Source organism: Streptomyces sp. A5-4 (assembly GCF_051131715.1).
Classification (GTDB): Bacteria; Actinomycetota; Actinomycetes; order Streptomycetales; family Streptomycetaceae; genus Streptomyces.
This window is the reverse complement of the sequence record NZ_CP178591.1, coordinates 7,246,150-7,268,036: the sequence shown is the minus strand read 5'-3', so window position 1 is coordinate 7,268,036 and position 21,887 is coordinate 7,246,150. Positions and strand designations below refer to the sequence as shown.

Here is a 21,887-nt window from a genome sequence, read left to right as displayed (position 1 = left end):
GTGGTACAGCACAAGGAACTCGGAACGGGACCCGCGGACCGTCGGCGCGCGTCCAAGGCGCTTCCGGTTGACGACGATCGGCATCAGGCCGATGAGCCTGGAGGCAACGCGTATTCCTACGGGGACTCGCGCTCGGACGAGCCGATCGACGCCGAGGTGATCGACGAGCCGGGACCGGAGGACGCAGACGGTGCGCGCGCCTGGCGTGAGCGGCTCCGGGACCGTGCCCGCGGGTTCTTCGGTGAGAAGACCGGGGAGCGGATGGCCGCCCGTGAGCGCGTGCACCGGATCGACGTCGACCGGGCCGAGGACGAGCGCGAGGGCCTGGATCAGCGCGAGCAGCTGCTCAAGCTCCGGGCTGAGACACGGCTGGCCGGTGAGAAGTACATGACCTCGCTACGGGACTCGAAGCTGCTGGTGCCCGGCTTCAACGACGATGAGCGGATGCAGGATCTCGGCGTCATGCACCACGTCTACATGCAGATGATGATGCAGTCGTGTCTCAAGCCGCTCTCGCGCGGAGTGAGCGCCAACTCGATCATCCAGGCGGTCGGCATGGTGATGACGATGCGGATGCTCGCCCCGGACTTCAAGAAGGAGATGGACAGCCACCTCCAGCCCCTCAAGGACAAGATCCAGAAACGCATCGACACCAGGACCCGCGGCATGGTCGCCTCTGCCGAGAGCGGCATCGCGCACCGGCAGAGGATCTTCAAGGACGTGCCGAGCGACGCCCGGCGCGAGCGCCTCATCGGCAGCACGGATCCGCGTGACCACCTGACGAAGAAGTGGCTCAAGCGCTTCGACGCCATGCAGCGCCGTGAGCGCGGCCACCGGGAGATGTTCACTCCAGACTCGGCAGCCATGACCGAGGTCGCACTCATGGAGAACGCCTTCTGGAAGATGCGTGAGCCGGGCGCGGACGCTGGCCTGATCCGCGATAGCTACCAGGCGATGCGCAAGCGGCTGCACGAGCAGATGAGGGAAGACGGCCTGGAGCGCCAGGAGGTCGTCCAGCGCGCGCGAATGATCATCGGCGAGCGGATGGAGTACGAACCCGAGCTGCGCACGATGTTCAACGGCGTGGCCCACGGCCGGATCGTCAAGGCCCCTGCGCACGAGGAGCGGATCGCGAGCTCGAACTGGGTCCGCACGGTTTGGAGCGGGGAGTTCGACGACCAGCTGGGCCAACGTCTGCCCGAGGAAGGGATGTTCACGCTGCGCCGGCCCATGGACGCGGACGCCCACCAGATCCAGCTCGCCGAGACGATGAAGACCTCGCTGCTCAACGCGCTGGGCCGCGGCGACCAAGAAGGCTACGGGGGCAACATGCTCGGCTACCTGGTCAGCTTCGCGGCGCAGAAGCAGGGTCTGGACACCAGCGGGCTGCCCGACATGCTCCAGCACCGCCTGGACCAGTCCGAGGTGATGATCGCGAGCATGGATATCGACGGCCTGCCGCCCGAGGAGCAGCAGCGGGTCTACTCCAACGCTTACGTCGACGCGATGGAGGCAGTGAACGAGAAGTACCCGGACCTTGAGGCTGAGCTGAAGCGGAGCCTCGGAGAGAACTGGCAGCAGACGCTGCAGACGGCGGTCGACGACCCGGGCGCCTTCTTCGAGGAGCAGCGGCGCAAGCCGCGGTCGCGCCCTACGGGCCCGTCGGCCGAGCAGGAGGCCGGCCCACAGAACGACGGCCCGAACGCTGAGACCGATTCCGAGGACTACCAGCCCGCCTGAGGGCGATCCGAGAACACGAACAAGGAGCAGGAGGACGGGTCATGAGCCAGGAACAAAATGAGGGACAGCAGGTCAGGTTCGGATCGCGTTTCGCGCAGATGTTCGGCTACGTCACGCCGGAGGATCGGAGCCGATGGGAGCAACAGCGGGCGCAGAACAAGTCCAAAGTCAACGCGATCAAGCAGGGCGCGAAGTCGTCGCTGGGTTCGATGATGGAGTTCGGAGAGCGCAACATCGGTGCGAAGCTCGATGCGGCCCACCGCGTGGCGGCGCAGCAGCGGTTCGAGGAGTCCCACGACAAGGTCGTGAACCAGCGCCGCGATCCGGACACGCGGAACATCATCGAGTCGGTCGACTACGAGCCCAAGGACGACCGGGAGGAGATCGAGCCAGATCTGGAGCTCTAGTCAAATGAGTCGCGACAGACGTAGCGAGTGCACTCGATAAGCCCGGCTCTCCTTCTCGACTCATGACTATCCTCAGTAGACTGGTTTCTTAGCGAAGCGGCCGCATGAACGACGATAAGACAGGGTGCAGGCATGGAGACGACGGCGAATCCGCGTGTCAGTAAGCGCGAGTTCATCTCGCGGGTCGCGACTCGCAGCGAGTTGCCGATCCGGGTGGTGAACAAGGTGTACGAGTCGTTGCTTGGTGAACTCACGGGGGCGGTCAGCTGCGGAGAGACGGTCGTGCTTACGAGCTTCGGCCGCTTCTACCGACAGGACCATAAGGGTCACAAGGTGCGCTTCGGCAAGAGCAACGTCGACGACTACGTGGTTCTGAAGTTCTCCGCCTCGAGCAGCTTCAACCGCCGGCTGGGGGGCAATGAGGACGACATCTCGCCGGAGACCTACGGGACGATCGAGGATGCCGACGAATTCGAGAACGTCACTGAGGACCGTGAGCTACGGGCCGCATCGTAGACAACGACGAGCCAGCAGAAAAGAGAACCCCCGCGATACCTGTGCATCACGGGGGTTCTCTTTATGGCGGGACGAGCCCAGTTGCGAGGCTCAGCCGTCGGCGATGGCGAAGATCAGCACGAGCACGACGACCGGGACGATGAGCACGCCGGCCCCTGCGAGGAGGTGCTCCCACGCCAGCGGCGAGTTGATCCATCCCATGAAGTTGTTCCACAGGCCGGCGACGGTGCTCGCGATCGAGGCGAAGAAGCCGGTGACCCATCCGACGATGACCGCCAGACTGACGCTGCCGATCAGACCGAGGGCGACGATGGCACGAGCGCTCTTGAATTTGGTCCTGAACATGACGCTCCGCACTACTTCCGGTCCTCGAAGAGCAGGTAGTACAGCCCGATGTGCGGGATGACGAGGGCCGCCAGCGCGATCCAGGCTCGCCCCGGGTCCTCAACCACCCAGCCGATGAAGTCCTTGACGGGTCCGACGTAGGCCAGTAGGGGGGCGAGCACCTCAGGCGGAAGATGATGTGGAAGATGCCGTAGGCCATGCCGAGGGCAACTGCCAGTCCGATGCCGCGCCGTACGAAGAGGGCGGAACGAGGACCGATCCGTCGGCGGCGTCCCATGCCTGCGCTGGACTGGCGTTCGATGTCAGGAGCAATCGCCAGAGCCGCTGGCTCGTAGTCGCACATCGTCACCACCTCACCCCTATCGAATCGCCATTGACTCCATTAGCTGAGAGGCCCTCAACAAGGAACAGAGTAGCGGATTGCGGGTCATTCGAACTGGAGGCCGGGCTCGTTCATGGATAGCGTGTCGAAGCTGCCGATCGAGCGCCGTCGGGGTCGCGAGGGACTCGCAATCGGCTCGCGCTGCGCAGCCAGCTCGGCGAGAGAGAATCCCACAGGGCGCCCCAGACGCTGGCCGGCCATGTAGTAGGCCTGCCCGTTCGCGCGTTCACCCAGGGCGATGATCTCGCGGGCGACGGGCTCACCCGGGCGCTGCGGCGCGCGCTCCCGCCAGACGATCCGGTGCGAGGGCTTCGCATTCGGATCTGCGCCGACGTACGTGGTCTCGCAATCAGAGAGGTCAGGATAACTGGGCATGTACTCCAGCGGGTGCGCGCTCGGCGCGCCCTGCTTGATCCGGCCCAGCTGGTTGAGAGCCACGCGCAGGAGCCGGTCCTCCGGCCCATGAGGGTGCATCACCGCGGCGTCGTGGAGCGCCTGGAGGTCCTGCTTCAGACCGGTCGTCGGCAGGAGGCGGATGGAAGGCTGATGCTCACTCATCACGCTTCTCCTGCTGGGCAGCACGATGCTCATCCGCCCACTGCTGACCGAGCGGGCCGAGGCTCTCAGCGAGTTCTTCGACGGTCACCCCCGCCTCGCCGGAGGCGTCGGACTCCTGGATGCGGCGGGAGAGCTCGGCCTGGAAAGCAGCCTCAGCGTGGACGTGGGCCGTGTGGTCGTACTTCATGAGGCGCACGAACGCGGCGAAGGGGATGATCGCGGCCTCGGGCTTGTTGCCGTCTCCGAAGATCAGCGGCGTGATCTCGCCGCGGCGATAGAGGTTCAGCATCGTGGCGAGGTTCTCGCGCCCGAGCTGGTCGACCGGGACGACATTGACGGAGAACCTCGGGAGTTCGGCGTCGGGAGTGCCGTTGTCGTGAGCGTTGCTGTTGTGAGTCATAGCTTCAGTCTAATCAGTCGGGAATAGATTGCGGTCGACTCGCATGCGACGGTTCTCATCGAGTCGATAAGGGCATCAAATGGTGGATCACTCCGTCTCGTAGAGGCGGGACGGGGCAAGAGAAAGAGGAGACCGTGCTCCAGCCCCGCACCGTGCGGGGCTGGAGCACGGGCGCTGATGGATGGACGGTCGCGACTTCAGAAGTTCCCCTCGTCGACCTGCAGGCAGACGATGCCGAGCGAGCGCCACAGGGCTACCACTCGGTCACGGTCGTCCAGGGCCAGGAGGACGTCGTAGGCGTCACGAATGTGGGCGTTGAACAGCTCGTGCTTGACGGCGTGGTCGGGGCGTATATCCCCCTGGCCGCGCATCAGCAGCAGAGCATCGTCAGCCCACTCCCCCAGGTGCTGGCCCAGCCAGCCCCGGGTCGCAGCGCGGACGCTGTACCCCCGGTCGTCACGCTCGGGCCGGCCAGAGCAGAAGATGATCTGGTGGCCAGCGTCGCGCAGCGCGTTCACCGTATCGATGATCGGCGGGTTGGGCAGATCCCAGACCACCAGGCGGTAGTCGTGATGGCCCCGCAACAGCGTGCCATCGGACAGCACATGCTTGGCGACCGTCCCGTCGATGTCGACGATGACGGCTCGGGGCCGGCGCGGCGTCCCGATAGCCGTGAGTGCGGTCATGACTGGTGTGTCCCTCCTTGTCGAGGCTTGTGCTTCAGTCGCCCTGCGGCGGAGAGCCAGGGAACTTGCGCACGAGGGAGACAAGAAGTGGCGCGAGGGTGTTGAACGGGCCCGCTGCATGCTGCGTTCCGTGCGGGGAGGCGAGGCGGACAGGGATCTCCGGCAGGGTCCCGGACTCGCCGCACTCGAGGCATGCCCAGGTCCAGCCGACGACGGGAGCATGGACGAGATTGCCGTCCTGGACGACCCAGTCGTAGCGGGCGGCCAGGCCGTGCTCGTCGTCGGCGACGAAGTCGGCGTCGAACAGCTCAGCGGGCACGGCGAGTTCAGGCATCGGTGGGCTCCTCTCGGCTGGCAGCTGGCCCCGGCAGCGCCGGGACATCGAATGACGAGGCTTCGATGGATGATCCGGCACCGGTCAGGCGGACCACCTCCAGGACGTGAGCCTCGATGTCGGCGCGGGCCTGGGCGACCACCTGCTCGCCGGCCTCCACCAGCGAGTCGACGGCGAACTGGGCGTTGCTGCCCACACCGGCGACGGCGTTCTCCAGTGCGCTGAGTGCTTCCTTGGTGGCCCTCACGCCCTTCTTCTCGTGGATCGCCTCGTGCAGTGCCGCCGTGGCGGCCTTGACACGGGCGTACATCCGGTCGGTGACCTCGCGGACCTCCCGCAGGCTTTCGGCGGTGCGGGGCTGATGAGGGATCTCGGGCACGAAGGGGTCGTGCTCGGTACGCCGGATGGTCACCGGCACGCCGCTGCCGAGACCCATGGAGGACACGAGCGAGCCCCACTGCGCGAGGCTCATCTCTATCTCCACGAGCTCTAGGCCTGGATGGACCCAGTCGTGGTTGAGGTCGCGTTTGCGCGTGGCCTGGTGGACGGAGAGCGAGATGGTCTCGTTGTGGAGCAGGTCGGACTGGAACAGCGAACGACCTGAGCCACTTCTTCGCGTCACCACCGCGACGCCGAAGGCGGGGTGGATCTCACCGCCGTGCTCCGCGTCGATCGCTGGGACCTGGGTTGGACGGCGGCTCATGCTGGCACAGCCTCAGGGGTCTCAGCCTGCTGGGCCTGGTACTCGTGGTAGAGCCGTACGGCCAGGTCGATGCAGTAGCAGGTGCAGAAGCCACCCATGCCAGCGTCCCAGAACGACCAATCGGGCAGCGGCTGCAGGGGGCTGTGCGGTCGTGCGGACTCGGTGGCGATCCGCTCGGTCATGCTCGCTCCTCGGTGGCGTATTCGATGACGATGGCGGTGTCGCGGACGTGGAAGCGGAGAGCCTCTCCGGGGATCGGCTCTGTGCTGGCGAGCTCGTGCGTCTCCCGGTAGGCGTTGGCAGCCACGGCCCACGCTTTGCTGATCTCCTCCGCTGCGGCGCCCAAAGGCTCGGGGGCGGGGATGATCCAGCGGTGCACACTGTGGGTGACAGTCTCGAACGTGAAGTCAGCCACGAGCCACCGCCACCTTGGACGGGGCTTCCACGATCACGTCAATGTGGGTGAGGTGGATGCCGCCCGTGCAGCCCTCGACGGACACCACAGGGTCGCCGTAGCCGAGCGACCAGGCCGGAGTACGCGTGACGGTCGTCAGGGCGCGGCACAGGTTCGCGTCGGCCTCTCCCACGAAACGACCGTCCGCCTGCCGCTTCCGGACCGCGACAGCCAGCGGGTCCTCCGGGCGGACACCGGAGTACGCGACCACCGGCGTACTAATCGGGTACAGGGCGTTCCACTGCTCGTCGTTCACCGGCTTCCCTCCTCGTTGTCGGCTGGCGGCCGGTGCGGGATGTCGATCCCTTCGCCCAGGGCAGGCTCGTTGTAGGAGGTGAGAACTGCTTGCCACTTCCGCCGGAAGCGGGCGGCCTGGACGAGCGACCACGCCGTGGTCACGATCTGCGCGCACACCAAACCCGTCATCGGCGACGGTGTCTCGCCCGCGGCCACGAGCCAGATGCCGGTCACGACCAGGGCTCCAGCCACGCCGCTCAGGAAGGCTTGGGCGAGCAGCCGGAGGAGCGGGAAGCACGTCACGACGCCACCTCTCCAGCTACCGAGACATCGAGCTGGCCGATCGAGAGGTGGGGGGCCCAGTCGTCCTCGCCGTACGCGCACGGCTCCCAGGTGTCCTTGAAGAACCGCCAGCCGAGCGCGATCCGCTTGCCGTCCTCGGGGTGGGTAGTGATGCTGTCGCAGCGGAACCTCCAGCTCGCTTGCGGGAACTCGGTGTTGACGTAGGTGTGGCCGGGCTGGAAGAAGACCGGCTCCGCGGCCCGGGCGGCGTCGTACTGGGCGACTGCCCACACGGCGGCGTGGCACTGGTACAGGAAGTGGTAACCCAGCTTGTGAATGTTCCACTCGGCGAAGTCGTCGAAGACGAAGCCCGCGGTCTGCCGAACCCGGACGTAGTGATCGTCGCCCTTGCCCTTGTGGGTGAGGAGGTTCCAGCAGGCAGCCGAGCTGTACGAGTCATGGTCCGCACCCTTGCCGCAGGAGCACTCGGACCGGTACTGCATGCCGAGTTGGAACTCGCTGACGAGGCGGAGGGCGTTCTGCTCGTCGTCCATCCAGTGGCTGTCGAGGATTTCCTCCCGAACTGCGGTCTCCAGGCCGGCGGGTGCCCGGCCGTCCTGGACCGCTTCGGCAACCAGGTCGCGAATCTTGTGATCCAGGCGCGTCCGGTCGTACTCCTCGACGGTCTGGCGGCCGTTGACGAGCTTGCTCGCCCATGAGTTCGGGTTCGGCCGACTGCCGCGGATCCAGTTGAGCATGTCCTCGGTGTCCAGGCCGAACCTCTCGAAGTGGTAGCTGCCGTGGGATCCGGTGACGAGGAGGTTGTACGGCCAGGTGACGAGGCTGATCCGGGACATGCCAGAGAGGCCGGTGAATTCGAGGTGGCGGAAGACGCCGTCCTCGCGGTGCACGGTCAGCTTGTGGGTGCTCGCGTCGTTGGCGAAGTGCGCGGCGGCGCGAGCTTCGTCGGTGCCGGGTATTGGGGCGGTCTCTCGGGGAGTCTTCCGGAGTTCCTCTGGTTGCCCCAGGAGCGCTGCGCCTTCTTCGGCAGTGAGGGCAATGGTCGAGGTGACCTCGTGGTGGTTTTCCGGCGACCCGCCCGACAGTCGCTGGGGGGCGATTGAGGTCCCAGGTGCTTCGGGGTGCTGTGTGGAGCTCTGTGGCCCGTGCGCGGCGGTTGTCATAGGGTGCTGCTCCTGAGTGAGGGTTCAGTCGGTGAGGTTGCTGACTGGTTCGTCAGTAGGGGCTTCAAGTCCGGGAGGTCTGGGTTTCGGTGGCGTCGCGTTGCCGGTCGGCCGCGAAGCGGTCGTGGGACTCGCGGAGGAGTTCGATGAGCCGGAGGGTGCCGGCGAACGCGTCGGGCTCGGGGGTGAGGTCATCGAGGAGGTCGGCGACCTCGCATTCGTCGATCTCGATGTGGATGCGGCGTTCGCCGTGGCGGTGGTTGGTGTAGATCCGGTCCATGACAAGTCCCTATGCGCCGTCGGTGTCGGTGGGGGGCTGGGCGGTTGGGGCGCTCGGTGGGGTAGGGGTCTCGTCACCCTTGACCGTGTCGCAGAGGGTGCAGTCACTTCGTGCGAACGGGCACCGCAGAGCTTCTTCCTGGCCCCAGCAGAAGTTCTCGAACTCCGGGGTGCCGGTGAGCGTGATCGCCTCGAGGGGGTACGAGCCGTCCCGGCGCCGGACGTAGATGGTGACGCTGCGAACCGAGCCGCCGGCGGGCCTGGGCGGTCTCGCGTCCGGACTCTTCGAGGTGGCGCCCGAGCAGGTCGACCAGGGGCTTCAGGTCGCGTCGGTCGAGGTCAGTCCTCGTTCTCCTCTTCGTCCACCTCGTCGGTCCCTTCGTCGACGTACATGGCCAGGAAGGGGTCGTCGAGCGGATCGACGGCATGCTCCTCGGCAAACTCGTCCTGGTACTTGCGGGGATCGCCGCCCCCGGGGTGGTTGCGTACCTTGCCAATGACGTCGGCGATCCAATCGAGGGCGTTCGCGCCGGACCAGTCCGGCGAGGTGCCAAGGCCGAGCGCGATCGCGTCGACTGCGTCGGTGTCGGTGAGGGGTGTGTGTTCCCCGCTGCCGTTCGCGCGGGAGAGCGGCAGCTCGCAGTCCGGGATGAAGCCCATGGCCACCAGCACGCTCTCGGGCAACTTGTAAGCGTTCCAGATCGCGCTGGTCGCATCCGTGCGGCTGTCGCCGTTGGCGAGTCCGCCTGAGAGGTAGATCCTGTAGTCGGCGACGGTGAGGAAGACCGTCCCTCGGGAGTCGAGTGCCTTTTCGAGGTTGTCGATGATGGCGAGACCGGCGCGCCGGGCGTACTCGATGAGTACTGCACCGTCCTCGCCGACGAGGTCGAACTCGCCATAGAGGCCCGTCAGCAGCTGCTCCAGCTCTATCGGGGGGTCGTCGAAGTTGAAGAGTGACAGATCCTCGATCTGCTCAAGCAACTGGCGGCCGCGGTCGAAGTCCGGTGGCTCGGCACGTTCGGCCGGGAAGGCGATGGTGGCGATGAGCATGCTTGTGCCCAAGACGATCTGCTCCTTCAGTGAAGTTGGTTCAGCAGGTCGGGTGTGTCGGGGTGGTCAGTACCTCTTGCGCCGGCGTGCGAGACGCCAGCGGTAGAGGGGGCTCGGCACGTAGTTGGACTTCCGCTGGTTGTGCCGGCGGCAGAGCAGCTGGCCGTTCCACAGTTCAGTCGGCCCGCCACAGCTCCAGGGGAGTATGTGATCGGCCTCGGTCCCCTCTGCCGGGCACCGGAACCAGAGGGGCGGCGTGTGCTCGCACCGGCTGTTGGCCTGGCGAATGAGCTGCTGCTTCTGGGACCAGCTGAAAAGTCTGGCGGGGTCCCGCCAGCGCCGCTTACGGCCAACGCCGATGGCGAGGCACAGGATGCCGAGCGCAGCGACGGCCAGGCAGGCGAGCATCACAGTCGGATCTGGCTGCATGGCGCTCAGTGCAGCTCGTTGCCGAAGGGGGTCAGCTCACGCCTGATCGCCCAGAACGGGCCCTCGGAGTCGAAGACCGTAACGAGACGGGCCTTGCCGAGACAAAGGTTGGCCCTTCGGGGCTCACGATGCTCTGGGCCGGGGTCGGGCTCGGAGACGATGCGGTACTTGGGCATGGTCGAAGGCTGCTTTCTCTACAAGAACGCGTGAGCCGGACAGCGAACGCCGAGGAGACCGGAGTGGCTCCTCGGCGGTTCGGATGGGGGCGTCCTCAGAAGTCGATGGAGTACTTCGGGGGACGGCGCAGGGTCACCGCGGCGGCACGCAGGTCCTTCTCGTCGTCGGGCGACCTGTCGTCCTCGTCACGGAGGTCGGTGAGCGTGAAGGCACCATCCGGGAGCAGGTAGCCGTCCTCGGACGGGACGGCGTCGCGCATGCGGAACTGCAGCCCGGTACCGGTGTCCCAGTCGTTGATGGTCTGCAGGCTGTCGCTGTTGAACAGATCGACACGACCGTCGAAGACGTCGGTGTCGCCGTTCTTCCAGGTGATGTGTGCCTCGATCCGCGAGCTGGCATGTTCGCTGCGCTTGATGTTCAGGTCACCGATCACTTCAGCGAACGACTCGCCCAGGCGCAGCTCGAAGGCGATCGCCCGTAGATGGTCGAAGTTGATGTCGTACTTCCGCGAGAAGTCGACGATCTCGGCCACCTGCTTCTCGGCCACTCCGGGCACCTGGTCGCGCAGGTAGGTGGCGACCGTGTCGGGGTCGGGGTAGGCGAAGCGCATGTGGTAGTGGAAGCGGCCGGGGCGGTTGCGCATGTAGTCGTTGACACGGTGCAGCTCGTTGACCGACAGGACGTAGAGGCGCTTCGTCGTGCTCAGCCCGTCGAACAGGCTCAGGAACTGGTTCTGCGACTCGTCGTCCTCGTTGGAGAAGATCTTTTCGAACTCGTCGAAGACGACGACAACTTCGCCCAGCTCGTCGAGGAAGGCGGCCAGCCCCGGCGTGTCGTGCTGCACGAGCACGGTGGGCAGGTGGTGCTCCTCGCGCATACGCTCGGCAAGCAGGCGGAGCATGAGGCTCTTACCCATGCCCTTGTCGCCGGAGAGGATGACGCCGAGCGAGCGGTCCATGGCGGAGTAGCCGGTGACGAGCCGCTGTACACGGGAGGCGTGGCTGCCGTAGACGGTCTCTTCGGCGGATGCCAGCGGCTCCGTCTGGCGCAGGCTGTAGCCGGCCATCTGGGAGAAGGAGATCGTGAAGGTGGCCACGGGCAGATCGGCGAAGGTCTGCACGGAGTCCCCGTAGAGGCGGAACTCCCCGCCGGAGGCGACGATCGTGGATGCGGGCATGGAGATTTCTTGCTTTCGCACGGGTATGTGGGTGGTGGCGGCGCAGCGGCACTCAGCTGATCGGAAGCACGCTGCTGTCCGGGCGGTAGACGCCCTCGTCCTCGTTGAGCACGGACTTGGTGAGGGTGACGGTGGCCGGCATCAGGAGTGTTGCGACAAGCGCGGCCAGGCGCTGCTCGTCGGCGAGCACGATCTTGGGGATGTGGCCAGGCGAGGTGAAGAAGTGCTCGGCGCGCTCGATGAGGCTGGCTGTACGGGCCATGCGGTCGGGGAAGTGCTCGGCGACCGTCTGGCCGGGTCCGTACTCGGTGATGACCGAGTAGAGCGCCTTGGGGGCCGCGCTTTTCTTCGCGGTGGCGCTCACATAGAGCTGGATGCCCCACTCGCGGCAGAGCTTGGCGAGGGCGTTGACGACCTCGTCCGGGGTGGCGCAGAGCTCCTGGAGGTTGCTCTGCCGCTGTGCGATGTAGGCGTTGTGGAGATCGCGGATCCGGGCGGCCCTGGTGGCCGTGATGGTGTCGGCCAGGACATCGGAGTCCGTGAGGATGCCGACGCACATGCGCAGCCGCTGCTCGGGCGACTCGTAGTGGTCGTGGAACACGATCCGGTCTTGGTGGCAGATGATCAGGTCGTAGGTGGCCAGCGGGCCGGGGGCGAGCTCGTCGGAGTCGCCCTGTGTGCCAAGCACGGTCATGGCGTGCTCCTTCGGGCTGCGTCATTCAGGAGTGTGAAGTGTGGAAGACCGCAGAAGCGGGTGTTCTCGACGAGCGAGACACCCGCCCCTGCAGCATGGGGTGGCGGCGGTTGGTCAGACGGCCGCGGTGACCGCGGAGCGGTCGTCGGCGCTGCCGGGAGCAGCGCTGTCGTTGTCGTCCAGGAGATCCGGATCGATGCCGAGGGCGCGAGCGGCGTTCCTCTTGTCGCGCTCGGTCAGAGCCGTCACGATCTGCTCGTAACTGCTCTGGATCGGAGGGTTCTTCACGGTGCCGTAGCCGAGTACGTACTGGCTCTTCATGGCACGGGTGAAGGCGACGTAGAACATCCGCTTGGTGCCTTGGGTCATCTTCGTGTCCTCCCTGTAGAGGACGACAGCGTTGTCGAATTCGAGACCCTTGGCGCCGTGGATCGTCGAAACGACCAGGTCGGCCTTGGACTCGAGGTTCTTCCGCTTGCGCTCCCGGTTCTTCTGCTTGTTGATGTTCAGCTTCTGCTGGTTCCGCTGAATCTCGAAGGAGAGCAGGTTGTCGCGCAGCCGATCGAAGAACGCCTTGTGCGTGAGCGTGCCCTGGTGGCAGAGCGTGACCCAGCCGTTGATGGTCGCGCTGTTCTCGATCCACCACTCGGAGATCGTGCGCAGGATCGCCTTCTCAACGTTGGCGTTGGCAGCGTTCTTCGTCAGCTTGTCCATGTTGTCCTTGATCCCCTGGGAGACCACGAACGCGGCGTTGGTCGGCGGTGCCTGCAGGACGTCGTTCCAGAAGAACTTGATGTACTTCGAGAAGATGTCCGTGGCGTAGACGCGATCGCTGACCAGAGAGGCGACGTGGCGGTCCGGGTAGCGCTTTTCGAGCACATCCTGGATCAAGGACACTTCGCGGCGCGAGTAGGCCAGGAAGGCCACCTGCTCGCCCCGGTCCAGACACTTGTCCACGTAGTCGGGGATGACCGTGTTGCGCACGATCGCCTGCAAGTCCTGGGGTGACGAACCCAGTGAGTCTGGCCACCTCTCGGTACTCCAGGGTGACCTTCTCCTGGAACGAGTCCGCCGTAGGCATTGCGAGTGAGTTCGCCTGCAGCTGGATGTTGGCGAACTGGTTGGTCTCCAGCCCGCCGAGCACGACGTTCGCGAAGTCCAGGATCTCCTGGTTGCTCCGGTAGTTCGTCATGAGCTTGAAGGTCGCGAAGACCCCCGAGCCCTCCAGCGTGTTGAGCGCGCGCGGGTTCGCTGAGCGGAACTCGTACAGCGTCTGCGAGGCGTCGCCGACGATGAACAGGGACTGAGCGTGCTTGGTGATGTACTTCAGCACGTAGATGAACTCGAACACGCTGTTGTCCTGGACCTCGTCGATGATGAGGTACTTCGACTGCACGTGGGCCGGCTCGGCCATGTCGTCGATCTTCTGGTAGCAGATGATGATCTGCAGCTCCAGCGACGTCTGCTCGATGCGGTCGAGCAGGGAGATCACCTCGTCGAAGTGGCTCTCGATGAAGGCGTTCAGGGCCGTGAAGGCACCGGTCCTGTTCTGGTCGACCTCCAGCAGGCGGTGGCGGAACGTCGCCGCGAACTGACTGTTCGGGTAGAAGATGTCGATCGAGTTGATGATGGTGTCGATGGCCGAGACCTTGTGCCGCGGGTGGTTCATCGAGTAGATGTCGATGATCATCTTGGCGATCGTCATCGAGCCGACGTCCGGGTTCTTCTCCGTGATGTTGTCGGCCGCGGCGTTGGTGAACGACAGCACCGTGATGTCCGAGGCGGGGACCCCACAGGCTTCGAGGTACTTGATGCGCTCGAGGATCACGGTCGACTTGCCGGTTCCGGCTCCGGCCTGGGTCATCACCAGCGGCTCGTGCGTGGTGAGCGCGTCGAGCTGCTGCTTGGACAGGTGGGCTGGCAGTGCCGGAGGCGTGGCCGGCTGCGCGGGTACGACCAGCTGAGCCTTCATCTGCTCCAGGTGGTCGAGCGTGCGGTTCATCAGGAGGCTGAGGTTCTGCTTCGACAGCTTCGTGGCGATCCGGTCGGAGAAGGTCGCATCGATCTGCTTGTGGATCTGGCGGTATGCCTCCAGCGGGACGTTGTAGTTCTCCAGGTAGCGCAGCTGGACGGCGAGCATGTTCAGCTGCTGCTCCGTCGGGCCCGCGGGCATGTCCTGGATGTAGCGGCAGACCTCGTCGGCGATCGTCTCGGAGTCCCAGATCTGGGCCAGACGCGTGATGCGCTCGTAGATCGAGTACTGGCGCATCCACTCGTCGAACTCATCGTCGAGGTTGGAGGCAGTCAGGCCGGCGGATGTGAGCACGTCCTGGACGTAGTCGCGAGCGTTCTCCAGCGGGCTGGTGTCCCACTGCAGGAAGACGGCGGCGTCGCGGTTGCCGTAGCCGACCGAGCGCGAGACTGCGGTCGCGCGCTCGGGCTCGGGGAGCCCCTTCTTGAAGAAGTACAGCTCCACCCGGTACTGGATGACGAGGTCGCGCGCGGACTTGCCGCCGGACTTGTCCTGGTAGAACACGAGCGCCTGCGGCGTCATGTCGAAGGCGACGTCCCACTCGTCGAATCGGCTGGACGAGGTGTCGACAGCAAAGCGGTCGTCGACGTGCGGGCTCGGCAGGGTGAAGGACCCGCCGGCGTTCAGAGCACGGCGCGTGATCGGTGCGAGCGGGATCGATGTCGTGGTGATGTCGTGCTGCGTCGAACTCTGCTTGACCTCGATATCGGTGGCCATGGCGTAGGCGGTGTTGGTAGCAGTATTGATCGGCAGCAGGGACTCGTTGAGCAGGCCGATCTTCTTGCCGTTGCCGGTGAGCTTCGAGGAGAAGAACTTCGGGTCGACGGCCTTCTGAGCAACGGCATTGGCCGAGAGGTCGAGGTCATCAAGCAGAACAGGCATGCCATTGCCTTTCTTCGGTGAATCGAGAGGCGGATTGGGAGGAGCATGAATCACTTCGCGCGGCAATTCCGACAAGATGTGCATAGTCAGTCGAATGCTCGAAGGCGAGCGAAAAGCGCAGCGACAAGGCTGGATCATGGGCGCAGGTACGAACACGGGCGGGGCTCTCGTCAGCTGACGAGCCCCGCCCGTGTTCCTCTCAACCCACCCGTCAGGGGCCGTTAGGCCCCTGAATCCGGGGTATGTGGCGAAGCCACGCCCCGGACACCGCGCGCTACCCAGGCGCGCGGTCGTTCATCAGCGGCAGCTCATCTCACTTCGAGGTCGAGTCCGAGCGCCAGTCGGGACCATCGACGGCAGCATCGTCGGCATCGAGATCCCAGGGCCAGGCCGTGACCAGGGATCCTGTGGGATCGATCTCGATCAGGCCAAGCATGAGGCCCAGTTCGCGGAGTTCATCGGTGCTCCGGACATGGGTGGCGAGGATCGCTCGGGCTGCGGCGGAGAGCTCCATGGCTCGCTTTCGATGCTCTTGGCGCAGAGGTTCAGGGAGCATGGTGGACATGACTGTCCCCCTTTCTGAGCAATGAGGGCGTGAGGATGAGGTACGCCGAGCGTTCCTGTTCCGGATGTTCCGGAACAGGAACGCTCGGTTCGATGCGGACGGCTGCTCAGTCGTCCGACGGGGATGCCGAGGATGTGCCGCCGGTCTGGGCAGCGAGCAGGCAGTCCTCGATCCAGGTGCGAACAGCCTTGCGCGCCGGCCGCGCACCCTGGGAGTCCACATAGGTGGTCTCTTCGATGGCGCGCAGCTCGTCGTCGGGCATCGATACGGGAAGCGCCTGGGCCAGCCGCGGCTTGGCCTCGACGATCCGCTCACGCTGCCGCTCGTAGTCGGCGGCCATGATCTGCCGGTAGGTCTGCCGGTCGATAGGGTTGAACCCCACGACCAGTGAGAACCGGCCCAGCAGCTCGGCGTCGAAGAACTGCTCCAGCGCCTTGTTGAGGCTCTGGTTCGAGATGGTCTTCGGGTTGTTGCCGAAGCCGATCATCTTGCCGTCGAGCGAATCACGGGCGGCGTTGGTCGTGCAGATGACCAGGGCCTTGGAGAAGTCCAGCATCTTGCCATGGGCGTTGCGGATGTAGCCTTCGTCGAACGCCGAGAGGAACAGGCGCTGCACAGCCTTGTCGGCCTTCTCGAACTCGTCGAGCAGGATGACCCGGTGGGGGTTGGACTCCAGCGTGTCGAACGGGAGCTCCTGGTTGGAGTCCGATCCGACATAACCGGGAGGTGCGCCGATGATCTTCGACGTCGACCACTCGCTGTGGAATTCGGTCATGTTGAGGATAATCGGCTCGGAGCCGGTCGTCTCCTCAGCGATGATCTTGACCGCCTCGGTCTTACCCACACCCGAGGCCCCGGCAAACAGCCACGTCGTGGGCGTCTTCGTCGGGAACAGGTTGAGCTCTTCGCGGGCCAGACGGTCCGTGAGCTTGGCGAGCACGTCGTCCTGGCCCTGCAGGCGGCCGGTGAGCGTGGCGCTCAGCGCGGCGACGTCGGGGTCCTTGCGCTGGGCGTTTCCGGTCATCAGGCGCTTGGCCACATCGAGCACACGAGTGTTCGTCAGCGGTACCTGCGGGATGGACCGCAAGGTCTGCGCGAGTGCCGTGTCGCCGGCGACCTCGGCTTGAACGATGAGCTTCTTCTGCTCCAGGACCCGATCGGCCATTGCCCGGTCGAGCAGCGTGATGGCGTGGTCCGGCCGGTGCTGGCCAGCCCGGGAGTTCGCTTCGGCGATCTGCACCACCGAGGCCAGGACGTCGTCGGTGACCCCGATCTGGTAACGGTAGTGCGCCACCAGGCCGGGACGGACCGCAGTCATCACGGTCAGTGTCTGCTCCACACTCAGCTCGTCGACGATGAGTCGGGTGAAGCGACGGGCGAAGGCCGGGTCCTCGTCGAAGGCCCGAGACTCGGTGCTGGTGGTCGCACCGATGACGGAAATGTCGCCGCGGGCCAGGGCCGGCTTGAGGATCTGCGAGATCTTGCGGCCGACGGCGTCGCCACGGCTGCCGGACCCTCCGGTGATCTGGTGGATCTCGTCCATGAACAGGATGGCCTTGTTCTTGGGGTCCGAGGCGAACTCGACGATCGCCTTGACCTTCTCCTCCAGCGAGCCAACGATGCCGGTCCCGGCGATGATGTTGGTGATGGGCAGCTCGTAGATCGTGTAGTCCTTGAGCTGGTCGGGAATGAGGGCGTCGCCGAGCGCGATGCGCCGTGCGATGTCCTCGACGATCTTCGTCTTGCCGACGCCGGCGGAACCGACCAGCAGAGCGCTGGGCTTGGTCTTGCTGATGATGACCGAGAGGACCTGCCCGATGAGCGTGTCACGGAACATGGTCGGATCGGCGTTCTTGAACTTCTCGTTGTAGTCGACGAGGAGCTCCTTGACGTCATCGGCGCTGCCACCGCTGGACGGCAGTCCCACGGACGGGAACTGCGGAGGGAAGCTGCCGCCACCGCCGTTGCTCTTGTCGTCGTCGGAGCCGCCGGGTGTGAAGTTGCTGAGACCCACCGGGTCCTCCTTCGGTGCGGGTCGCTCGGCGTGGTGGCGCGCTGGGCGGATGCGCCACGGTGTCCCGAGCAGGGATATGGATGAGTGAGAGGGAAAATTAGGGGTCGTCAAAAGCGGCACTGCTCTTGGCGGTTTTCGAGGAGCGCGGCGGCAACCTCTTCGAAAGCGGCGACCGCCTTGCGAAGATCAGCGACGATCTCCGCGGCGATCTCGGCCGGGTTTCCGTTTTCTTCCGCGTCCCGGGCGGGGATGTCGCGCGCAGGCCAGACCGTGGGCCGTGCGTCGGCCGGACGGGTGGCAGGAATAGTGACGAGGACGGTGTCGACGATCGTCCCGGACTGGGCGAACGCCCGGGCCGGAAGTGCTTCGCCGAGACCACCGCGCTGTTCCACGAGCTTTCGGAAGGCTGTGGTGCTGCCGGTCTGTTCAGTGACGGTCCACGACATGACCGACACCAGCAGCCCATTCGGTTTCAGGAACCGTAGGGCGTGGGTGACGTGGGCCATGTCGGTGCCACGGGTGAACGGTGGGTTCATCAGCACCCGGTCGAAGCGGGGTTCGGCAGGGATGGTGACGAAGTCAGCGAACTGCACCCGGCGCGCCACATGCGTATCGGACAGGACGGTGGCGTATCCGGGGTCCCGTTCGATGCAGTTCACGATCGCACCGCGGGCTGCTGCGGCTGTGGCTATGGCTATGGCACCGGAGCTGGCAGACGGTTCCAACACGGTCATGCCGGGCTCAAGGGCGGCCAGAGCGATGAGCTGGTCGACAACGGGTTCGGGTGTGGGGAAGTACTGAGCAAGGGTGCGCTTCTCCCCCAGGGGCACGACCTCACCGTTGGCAAGCACTGGGGCGAGCACCTCGGCGGCGTGGACGGGAAAGAGGTGCGCACCCTCGGTCTTCGTCCATCGACCGCCGACCGCTTCGAGGACCTCGTTGACGCGCTGGTACAGGGCGGGAGTCAAGCGGGGGCCGACGGGCATCAGGCGATGGCCATCAGTCTTGGTACGGCCTGACAGGGCTGCGAGCACATCCGTGGGGATTCGCATCGGAGGTTCCTTCAGTGCAGGATGCTCGGCGTGATAGATGAGAGAGAAGGTCAGGGTCACCAAGAGCGGTGCCGGCCAGGGAAGTTGGTCGCACGGCACGCTCTTGGCGGCTCTTGGAGGGCGCAGGGTCAGACGACCATGCCGAGGAGCCTCTGCCGGATGCTCGGGTCGATGTGCTTCATCGAGTCGGCGTAGCGTGTGGCCAGGTCCACCATGAACGACCAGTCCATGGCGGAGCACGGCGCGTAGTACAGGTTCTTCGGGTGGTCCTGACGCGTGGACGGCGGCAGCCACTCGAAGTCGGTGACCATGAGCGAGAGCCTGCGCTGGCGCACCCGGCTGGCGTTGATGTACTGCCAGATCTGGGTGTACTCGGTTCCGCCCGACACCTTCGGGATCCTGCGGAACTCCTTCCAGATCTGAGCCGTCGACTTGTTCTCCGTGCGCAGCATCACCTCTTGGGACAGGAAGTGGCTGAACGAGTTGAAGTACAGGTTGATGTTGAGCTTCTTGGCGATCCGGATGAGCATCATGACCGCCTCCTGGTAGTTCTCCTCGGAGATCGAACCGGAGGTGTCGATGTAGATGTGCAGGTCGGGCATGTACTGCACCGAGGTGATCCGGCCGGGCTTGTTGAAGTCGTCCGGGTTCCGGCGGTTGGCCTTGAGGAAGGTCGCCTTCGTCGTGCGGAAGATGTTCTGCGACTTGTTGACCTTGCCCATCCGGCGCAGCACGCGGGTGATGTCCTTGAACAGGTCGAGCTTGCTCGGCGGCTGCTTGCGGAACGCCACCTGGGCGCTACGGCTGCCAGGCTGGCCCGGTGGCTGCGTGGCTCCCAGAGCGGCGGCCCGGGCGGCGGCCCGTGGCAGCGACGTGAGCTTGGACAGCGACGTGTTCGAGACGACCTTCACCGGTGAAGCCAGCGACTGTTTGATGAGGTTCCACTCCCCCGTGATCTTCGCCGCGGTGGCCCGGGCGTGGGCCTCGACGTTGACCAGGACGAGGGAGCGCGGGCAGAACAGCTCCCCGACGGTGAACGGCAGGACGCCGGTGTCCAGGGCGGTGTTCTGCTGGCTGGCCTGGGCCCGCTGCTGCTCGACGTAGTTCATGAGCATGTGCACGAGCACGCGAGCAAAGGAGTGCTCGTCGTTGGCGTCAGAGTCGTCCTTGCGCACCAGCAGCGAATCGGTGAGCCCCTTCAGGGACAGGGCCGTGAAGTCGTTGAGCAGCTTGGTGGTGGCCGGCGGTAGCGCGTTGGCCATCGTCTGCGTCTGCTGGGACAGCCAGATCTTGAAGGCGTCGAAGGCCGCGGAGGACTGGAACCAGAATCCGAGGGTGTCGGGGTGGAAGGTGTAGGCGACCGAGGCGAAGAAGGCGCTCGCCTCGCCGGTCCCCGCCAGCAGAGCCTTCGCGGCCGGGAGGACATCAGCCTGCGCGGTGTAGAGCACCCGCGGGGAGGGCGCGGGCATCTTGTGCTGCTGCCCGGCCTGGACGGCGAAGAGCTCGGCGACTGGCAGCGGTGTGCCCTGGTCGAAGTTGATCAGGGTCTGCCCGAGCAGCTCCTTGACCGTCTGCTCGCTGGCCACGTTCAGCGTGTCGCCGAGGCAGCTCAGGACCAGATCCGGGATGTCCCCCGTCAGATCAGCGCCCTGGGCGTCGGTGATGCTCGCCGAGGCGTTGGGGTTCAACGGCTCCAGCAGCGGGTCGATGAGGGTCTGCTGGATCGCCGGCGTCGGGTCGTAATCACCGGTGCACGAGATGGTGTGCAGTGCGTCGAGTACGGCCGGCTTCTGGTTCGTGACGGTGATCGTCATGGGTCGTGGTCTCCTTCTGAGGACAAGGCAGCGGCAGAGCGCCGTCGGTGGTGGGGAGCTGCAGCAAGGACGGCAGCCCGCAGCAGTCCCCACCACCGGTGAGCGAGCAATCAGAGGAAGGCCGAGAGGACCGGCTTGGCCTGGTTGACGATCGGAGCGTCGATCTCCATGAAGGCCTCCAGGTTCTGGCGGTCGATCTGCTGGCTGGTCACCATCTCGATGAGCGTGCGGGTGTGCTCCGGCTCGATTTGGGTGATGGCCTGGGCCAGCTGCTCGATGAGGCGCGCGTTGTCCTTGCTCTCCTTGAGCGCGTACAGCAGCGATCCGGACTTCTCGTTGTCGGTCAGCGTCGCGACGAGCGCTGCCATGTCGGTCATGTTCGGTGCGGCCTTCAGGCTCTGGTAGCAGTTCGGCTTCGGGACGTTCACCCGGTTCTGCTGCACGCCGCCGGCGTTGTTCGCCAGGTCCTGGGCGATGGTGGCCACGAGCTGTGTGGTGAACATGGTGTCTCCGACGTAGGCCTCGATGGCCTCGTTCAGCAGCGAGGTCTCGCGGTCGCCGATCTGGATCGGGGTGGCCAGGTACTGCGCCAGCTGCTGCGGGTCGGCCACGTTGAGCCACTTCGACAGGTTGTCGATGGTGCGAGGCGTGGTGAGCTGGTTCATCTCCTCGCCGCCGTCGAACAGCTCGGCCATTGTGACGTTGCCGTTGTTGTCCTCGTCCTGACCGTCGGCGACGATGGCCTCGGGCGTCGACTTCTGGAAGATGAGCCCGGGGTACTGCGTGAGCACCGTCTTCACCCAGGGGTTTATGTTGTCGCCGAGGACGGACATGAGGGTTGCGGCGTCGGGCTCGACGTGGAAGATCGCGAAGCGGGACAGGCTTGCCTCGTCGAGCGAGGTGACGTTGCCCCGGTCGTTGCCCGCCACGACGATGCGGACGTTCTTGGGCAGCTCGACGTACCCCATGCGGCGCAGCGTGACCAGGGTCAGCGCGCCGGAGGTGACGTCGGAGGTGGTGCGGTTGATCTCGTCGAGGAAGAGGATCGGCCACTCGCGCGGGTTCTTCTCGGCGTAGTCGATGCACTCCTGGATCACCTGGTGCGGGTAGAAGACCTGCTTGTAGCTCTGCGTGCCGTCGTCCTTGGTGTACGACACCAGGCGTGCGCCGGTGAGGTCGGCCTTGTCGGCAAGCTGGTTGCACGGCAGCGTGAAGGCCTGCGTGCCCATGGAGTAGGCCAGGTCCTCGACGAAGCTGGACTTGCCGATGCCGGGTTCGCCCATGAGAGCGGGCGTCGCGCCGACCTCGAGGGACTGCTTGATGAGGGTAATTAGGGTGTCGTTGAACTTCATGTCGATGTCTTTTCTGCGCGTGGGCGAGGAAGAGAGAGAAAGAGAAGAGACGTCGGAGGACGGCACCGCTGCTCTCGGCGTCGCCGAGGCTGCATAGGCCGTGAACGGTCCTGTGGCGCGGGCCGCGCCGTCGGAGCCTGGC

General features: G+C 65.4%; 28 protein-coding genes. 3 read left to right on the top strand and 25 right to left on the bottom strand.

What is annotated here, in order from left to right; translation table 11 throughout:
• The 3 genes from ACLLJJ_RS34245 to ACLLJJ_RS34235 all read left to right on the top strand — a co-directional run bounded on the left by ACLLJJ_RS34245 (nt 1) and on the right by ACLLJJ_RS34235 (nt 2,663).
• Nucleotides 1-1,740 (top strand): hypothetical protein, encoded by a 1,740-nt coding sequence (locus tag ACLLJJ_RS34245; protein ID WP_434598382.1) that lies wholly within the window; start codon nt 1-3, stop codon nt 1,738-1,740.
• Nucleotides 1,741-1,781: 41 nt separating this feature from the next.
• Nucleotides 1,782-2,147: a hypothetical protein gene (locus ACLLJJ_RS34240; RefSeq protein WP_434598381.1), complete on the top strand. Its 366-nt coding sequence runs from the start codon at nt 1,782-1,784 to the stop codon at nt 2,145-2,147.
• Between the two features lie 132 nt (nt 2,148-2,279).
• Nucleotides 2,280-2,663 (top strand): HU family DNA-binding protein, encoded by a 384-nt coding sequence (locus tag ACLLJJ_RS34235; protein ID WP_434598379.1) that lies wholly within the window; start codon nt 2,280-2,282, stop codon nt 2,661-2,663.
• A 90-nt stretch (nt 2,664-2,753) separates the two neighbouring features.
• Here the strand turns inward: ACLLJJ_RS34235 and ACLLJJ_RS34230 are convergent, their stop codons facing one another.
• From ACLLJJ_RS34230 to ACLLJJ_RS34110, 25 genes are all read right to left on the bottom strand, one after another.
• A complete protein-coding gene (locus tag ACLLJJ_RS34230; protein ID WP_434598377.1) occupies nt 2,754-3,008 on the bottom strand; it encodes a hypothetical protein in 255 nt (84 codons plus the stop codon).
• An 11-nt stretch (nt 3,009-3,019) separates the two neighbouring features.
• Nucleotides 3,020-3,169 carry a hypothetical protein gene (locus tag ACLLJJ_RS34225; RefSeq protein WP_434598375.1) on the bottom strand — a complete coding sequence of 50 codons (150 nt, stop codon included), beginning with the start codon at nt 3,167-3,169 and terminating at the stop codon, nt 3,020-3,022.
• Nucleotides 3,170-3,435: 266 nt separating this feature from the next.
• Nucleotides 3,436-3,948 (bottom strand): hypothetical protein, encoded by a 513-nt coding sequence (locus ACLLJJ_RS34220; protein ID WP_434598373.1) that lies wholly within the window; start codon nt 3,946-3,948, stop codon nt 3,436-3,438.
• Nucleotides 3,941-4,348, bottom strand: coding sequence for a hypothetical protein (locus ACLLJJ_RS34215; protein ID WP_434598372.1), 408 nt, complete (start codon nt 4,346-4,348; stop codon nt 3,941-3,943). Before ACLLJJ_RS34215 ends, ACLLJJ_RS34220 begins: the two co-directional genes overlap by 8 nt.
• 197 nt (nt 4,349-4,545) lie before the next feature.
• The gene (locus ACLLJJ_RS34210) at nt 4,546-5,034 is read right to left on the bottom strand and encodes a hypothetical protein (protein WP_434598369.1); all 489 of its coding nucleotides are present in this window, start codon (nt 5,032-5,034) and stop codon (nt 4,546-4,548) included.
• Between the two features lie 34 nt (nt 5,035-5,068).
• Nucleotides 5,069-5,368 carry a hypothetical protein gene (locus tag ACLLJJ_RS34205; protein ID WP_434598367.1) on the bottom strand — a complete coding sequence of 100 codons (300 nt, stop codon included), beginning with the start codon at nt 5,366-5,368 and terminating at the stop codon, nt 5,069-5,071.
• Nucleotides 5,361-6,071 (bottom strand): hypothetical protein, encoded by a 711-nt coding sequence (locus ACLLJJ_RS34200; RefSeq protein ID WP_434598365.1) that lies wholly within the window; start codon nt 6,069-6,071, stop codon nt 5,361-5,363. The genes ACLLJJ_RS34205 and ACLLJJ_RS34200 overlap by 8 nt, the downstream gene beginning before the upstream one ends.
• Nucleotides 6,068-6,253 (bottom strand): hypothetical protein, encoded by a 186-nt coding sequence (locus ACLLJJ_RS34195; protein ID WP_434598363.1) that lies wholly within the window; start codon nt 6,251-6,253, stop codon nt 6,068-6,070. Before ACLLJJ_RS34195 ends, ACLLJJ_RS34200 begins: the two co-directional genes overlap by 4 nt.
• A complete protein-coding gene (locus ACLLJJ_RS34190) occupies nt 6,250-6,486 on the bottom strand; it encodes a hypothetical protein (protein WP_434598361.1) in 237 nt (78 codons plus the stop codon). The genes ACLLJJ_RS34195 and ACLLJJ_RS34190 overlap by 4 nt, the downstream gene beginning before the upstream one ends.
• Nucleotides 6,479-6,781, bottom strand: a complete 303-nt coding sequence (locus ACLLJJ_RS34185; protein WP_434598359.1) for a hypothetical protein — start codon at nt 6,779-6,781, stop codon at nt 6,479-6,481. The genes ACLLJJ_RS34190 and ACLLJJ_RS34185 overlap by 8 nt, the downstream gene beginning before the upstream one ends.
• Complete coding sequence (locus ACLLJJ_RS34180; protein ID WP_434598357.1) at nt 6,778-7,065, bottom strand: hypothetical protein; 288 nt, start codon at nt 7,063-7,065, stop codon at nt 6,778-6,780. The genes ACLLJJ_RS34185 and ACLLJJ_RS34180 overlap by 4 nt, the downstream gene beginning before the upstream one ends.
• On the bottom strand, nt 7,062-8,228 hold the full coding sequence (locus tag ACLLJJ_RS34175; RefSeq protein ID WP_434598355.1) for a hypothetical protein: 1,167 nt from the start codon (nt 8,226-8,228) through the stop codon (nt 7,062-7,064). Before ACLLJJ_RS34175 ends, ACLLJJ_RS34180 begins: the two co-directional genes overlap by 4 nt.
• 64 nt (nt 8,229-8,292) lie before the next feature.
• Nucleotides 8,293-8,508: a hypothetical protein gene (locus tag ACLLJJ_RS34170; RefSeq protein ID WP_434598353.1), complete on the bottom strand. Its 216-nt coding sequence runs from the start codon at nt 8,506-8,508 to the stop codon at nt 8,293-8,295.
• A gap of 338 nt (nt 8,509-8,846) precedes the next feature.
• Nucleotides 8,847-9,569: a hypothetical protein gene (locus ACLLJJ_RS34165; RefSeq protein WP_434598352.1), complete on the bottom strand. Its 723-nt coding sequence runs from the start codon at nt 9,567-9,569 to the stop codon at nt 8,847-8,849.
• Between the two features lie 54 nt (nt 9,570-9,623).
• Nucleotides 9,624-9,986 carry an HNH endonuclease gene (locus tag ACLLJJ_RS34160; protein WP_434598349.1) on the bottom strand — a complete coding sequence of 121 codons (363 nt, stop codon included), beginning with the start codon at nt 9,984-9,986 and terminating at the stop codon, nt 9,624-9,626.
• 5 nt (nt 9,987-9,991) lie between these two features.
• Nucleotides 9,992-10,162, bottom strand: coding sequence for a hypothetical protein (locus ACLLJJ_RS34155; protein WP_434598347.1), 171 nt, complete (start codon nt 10,160-10,162; stop codon nt 9,992-9,994).
• A gap of 95 nt (nt 10,163-10,257) precedes the next feature.
• Nucleotides 10,258-11,340: an AAA family ATPase gene (locus tag ACLLJJ_RS34150; protein ID WP_434598345.1), complete on the bottom strand. Its 1,083-nt coding sequence runs from the start codon at nt 11,338-11,340 to the stop codon at nt 10,258-10,260.
• Nucleotides 11,341-11,392: 52 nt separating this feature from the next.
• Nucleotides 11,393-12,034, bottom strand: coding sequence for a hypothetical protein (locus tag ACLLJJ_RS34145; RefSeq protein WP_434598342.1), 642 nt, complete (start codon nt 12,032-12,034; stop codon nt 11,393-11,395).
• A gap of 114 nt (nt 12,035-12,148) precedes the next feature.
• Nucleotides 12,149-12,748: a 3'-5' exonuclease gene (locus ACLLJJ_RS34140; RefSeq protein WP_434598340.1), complete on the bottom strand. Its 600-nt coding sequence runs from the start codon at nt 12,746-12,748 to the stop codon at nt 12,149-12,151.
• Nucleotides 12,708-14,948, bottom strand: a complete 2,241-nt coding sequence (locus ACLLJJ_RS34135; RefSeq protein ID WP_434598338.1) for a UvrD-helicase domain-containing protein — start codon at nt 14,946-14,948, stop codon at nt 12,708-12,710. The genes ACLLJJ_RS34140 and ACLLJJ_RS34135 overlap by 41 nt, the downstream gene beginning before the upstream one ends.
• 313 nt (nt 14,949-15,261) lie before the next feature.
• Entirely contained in the window at nt 15,262-15,513 is a 252-nt protein-coding gene (locus tag ACLLJJ_RS34130) for a hypothetical protein (protein WP_434598335.1), read from the bottom strand.
• A gap of 106 nt (nt 15,514-15,619) precedes the next feature.
• Entirely contained in the window at nt 15,620-17,527 is a 1,908-nt protein-coding gene (locus ACLLJJ_RS34125; RefSeq protein WP_434598333.1) for an AAA family ATPase, read from the bottom strand.
• A gap of 107 nt (nt 17,528-17,634) precedes the next feature.
• Entirely contained in the window at nt 17,635-18,639 is a 1,005-nt protein-coding gene (locus ACLLJJ_RS34120; protein WP_434598331.1) for a class I SAM-dependent methyltransferase, read from the bottom strand.
• 68 nt (nt 18,640-18,707) lie between these two features.
• Nucleotides 18,708-20,393, bottom strand: a complete 1,686-nt coding sequence (locus tag ACLLJJ_RS34115; RefSeq protein ID WP_434598329.1) for a hypothetical protein — start codon at nt 20,391-20,393, stop codon at nt 18,708-18,710.
• A gap of 110 nt (nt 20,394-20,503) precedes the next feature.
• Entirely contained in the window at nt 20,504-21,745 is a 1,242-nt protein-coding gene (locus tag ACLLJJ_RS34110) for an AAA family ATPase (protein ID WP_434598327.1), read from the bottom strand.
• Between the last annotated feature and the right edge of the window lie 142 nt (nt 21,746-21,887).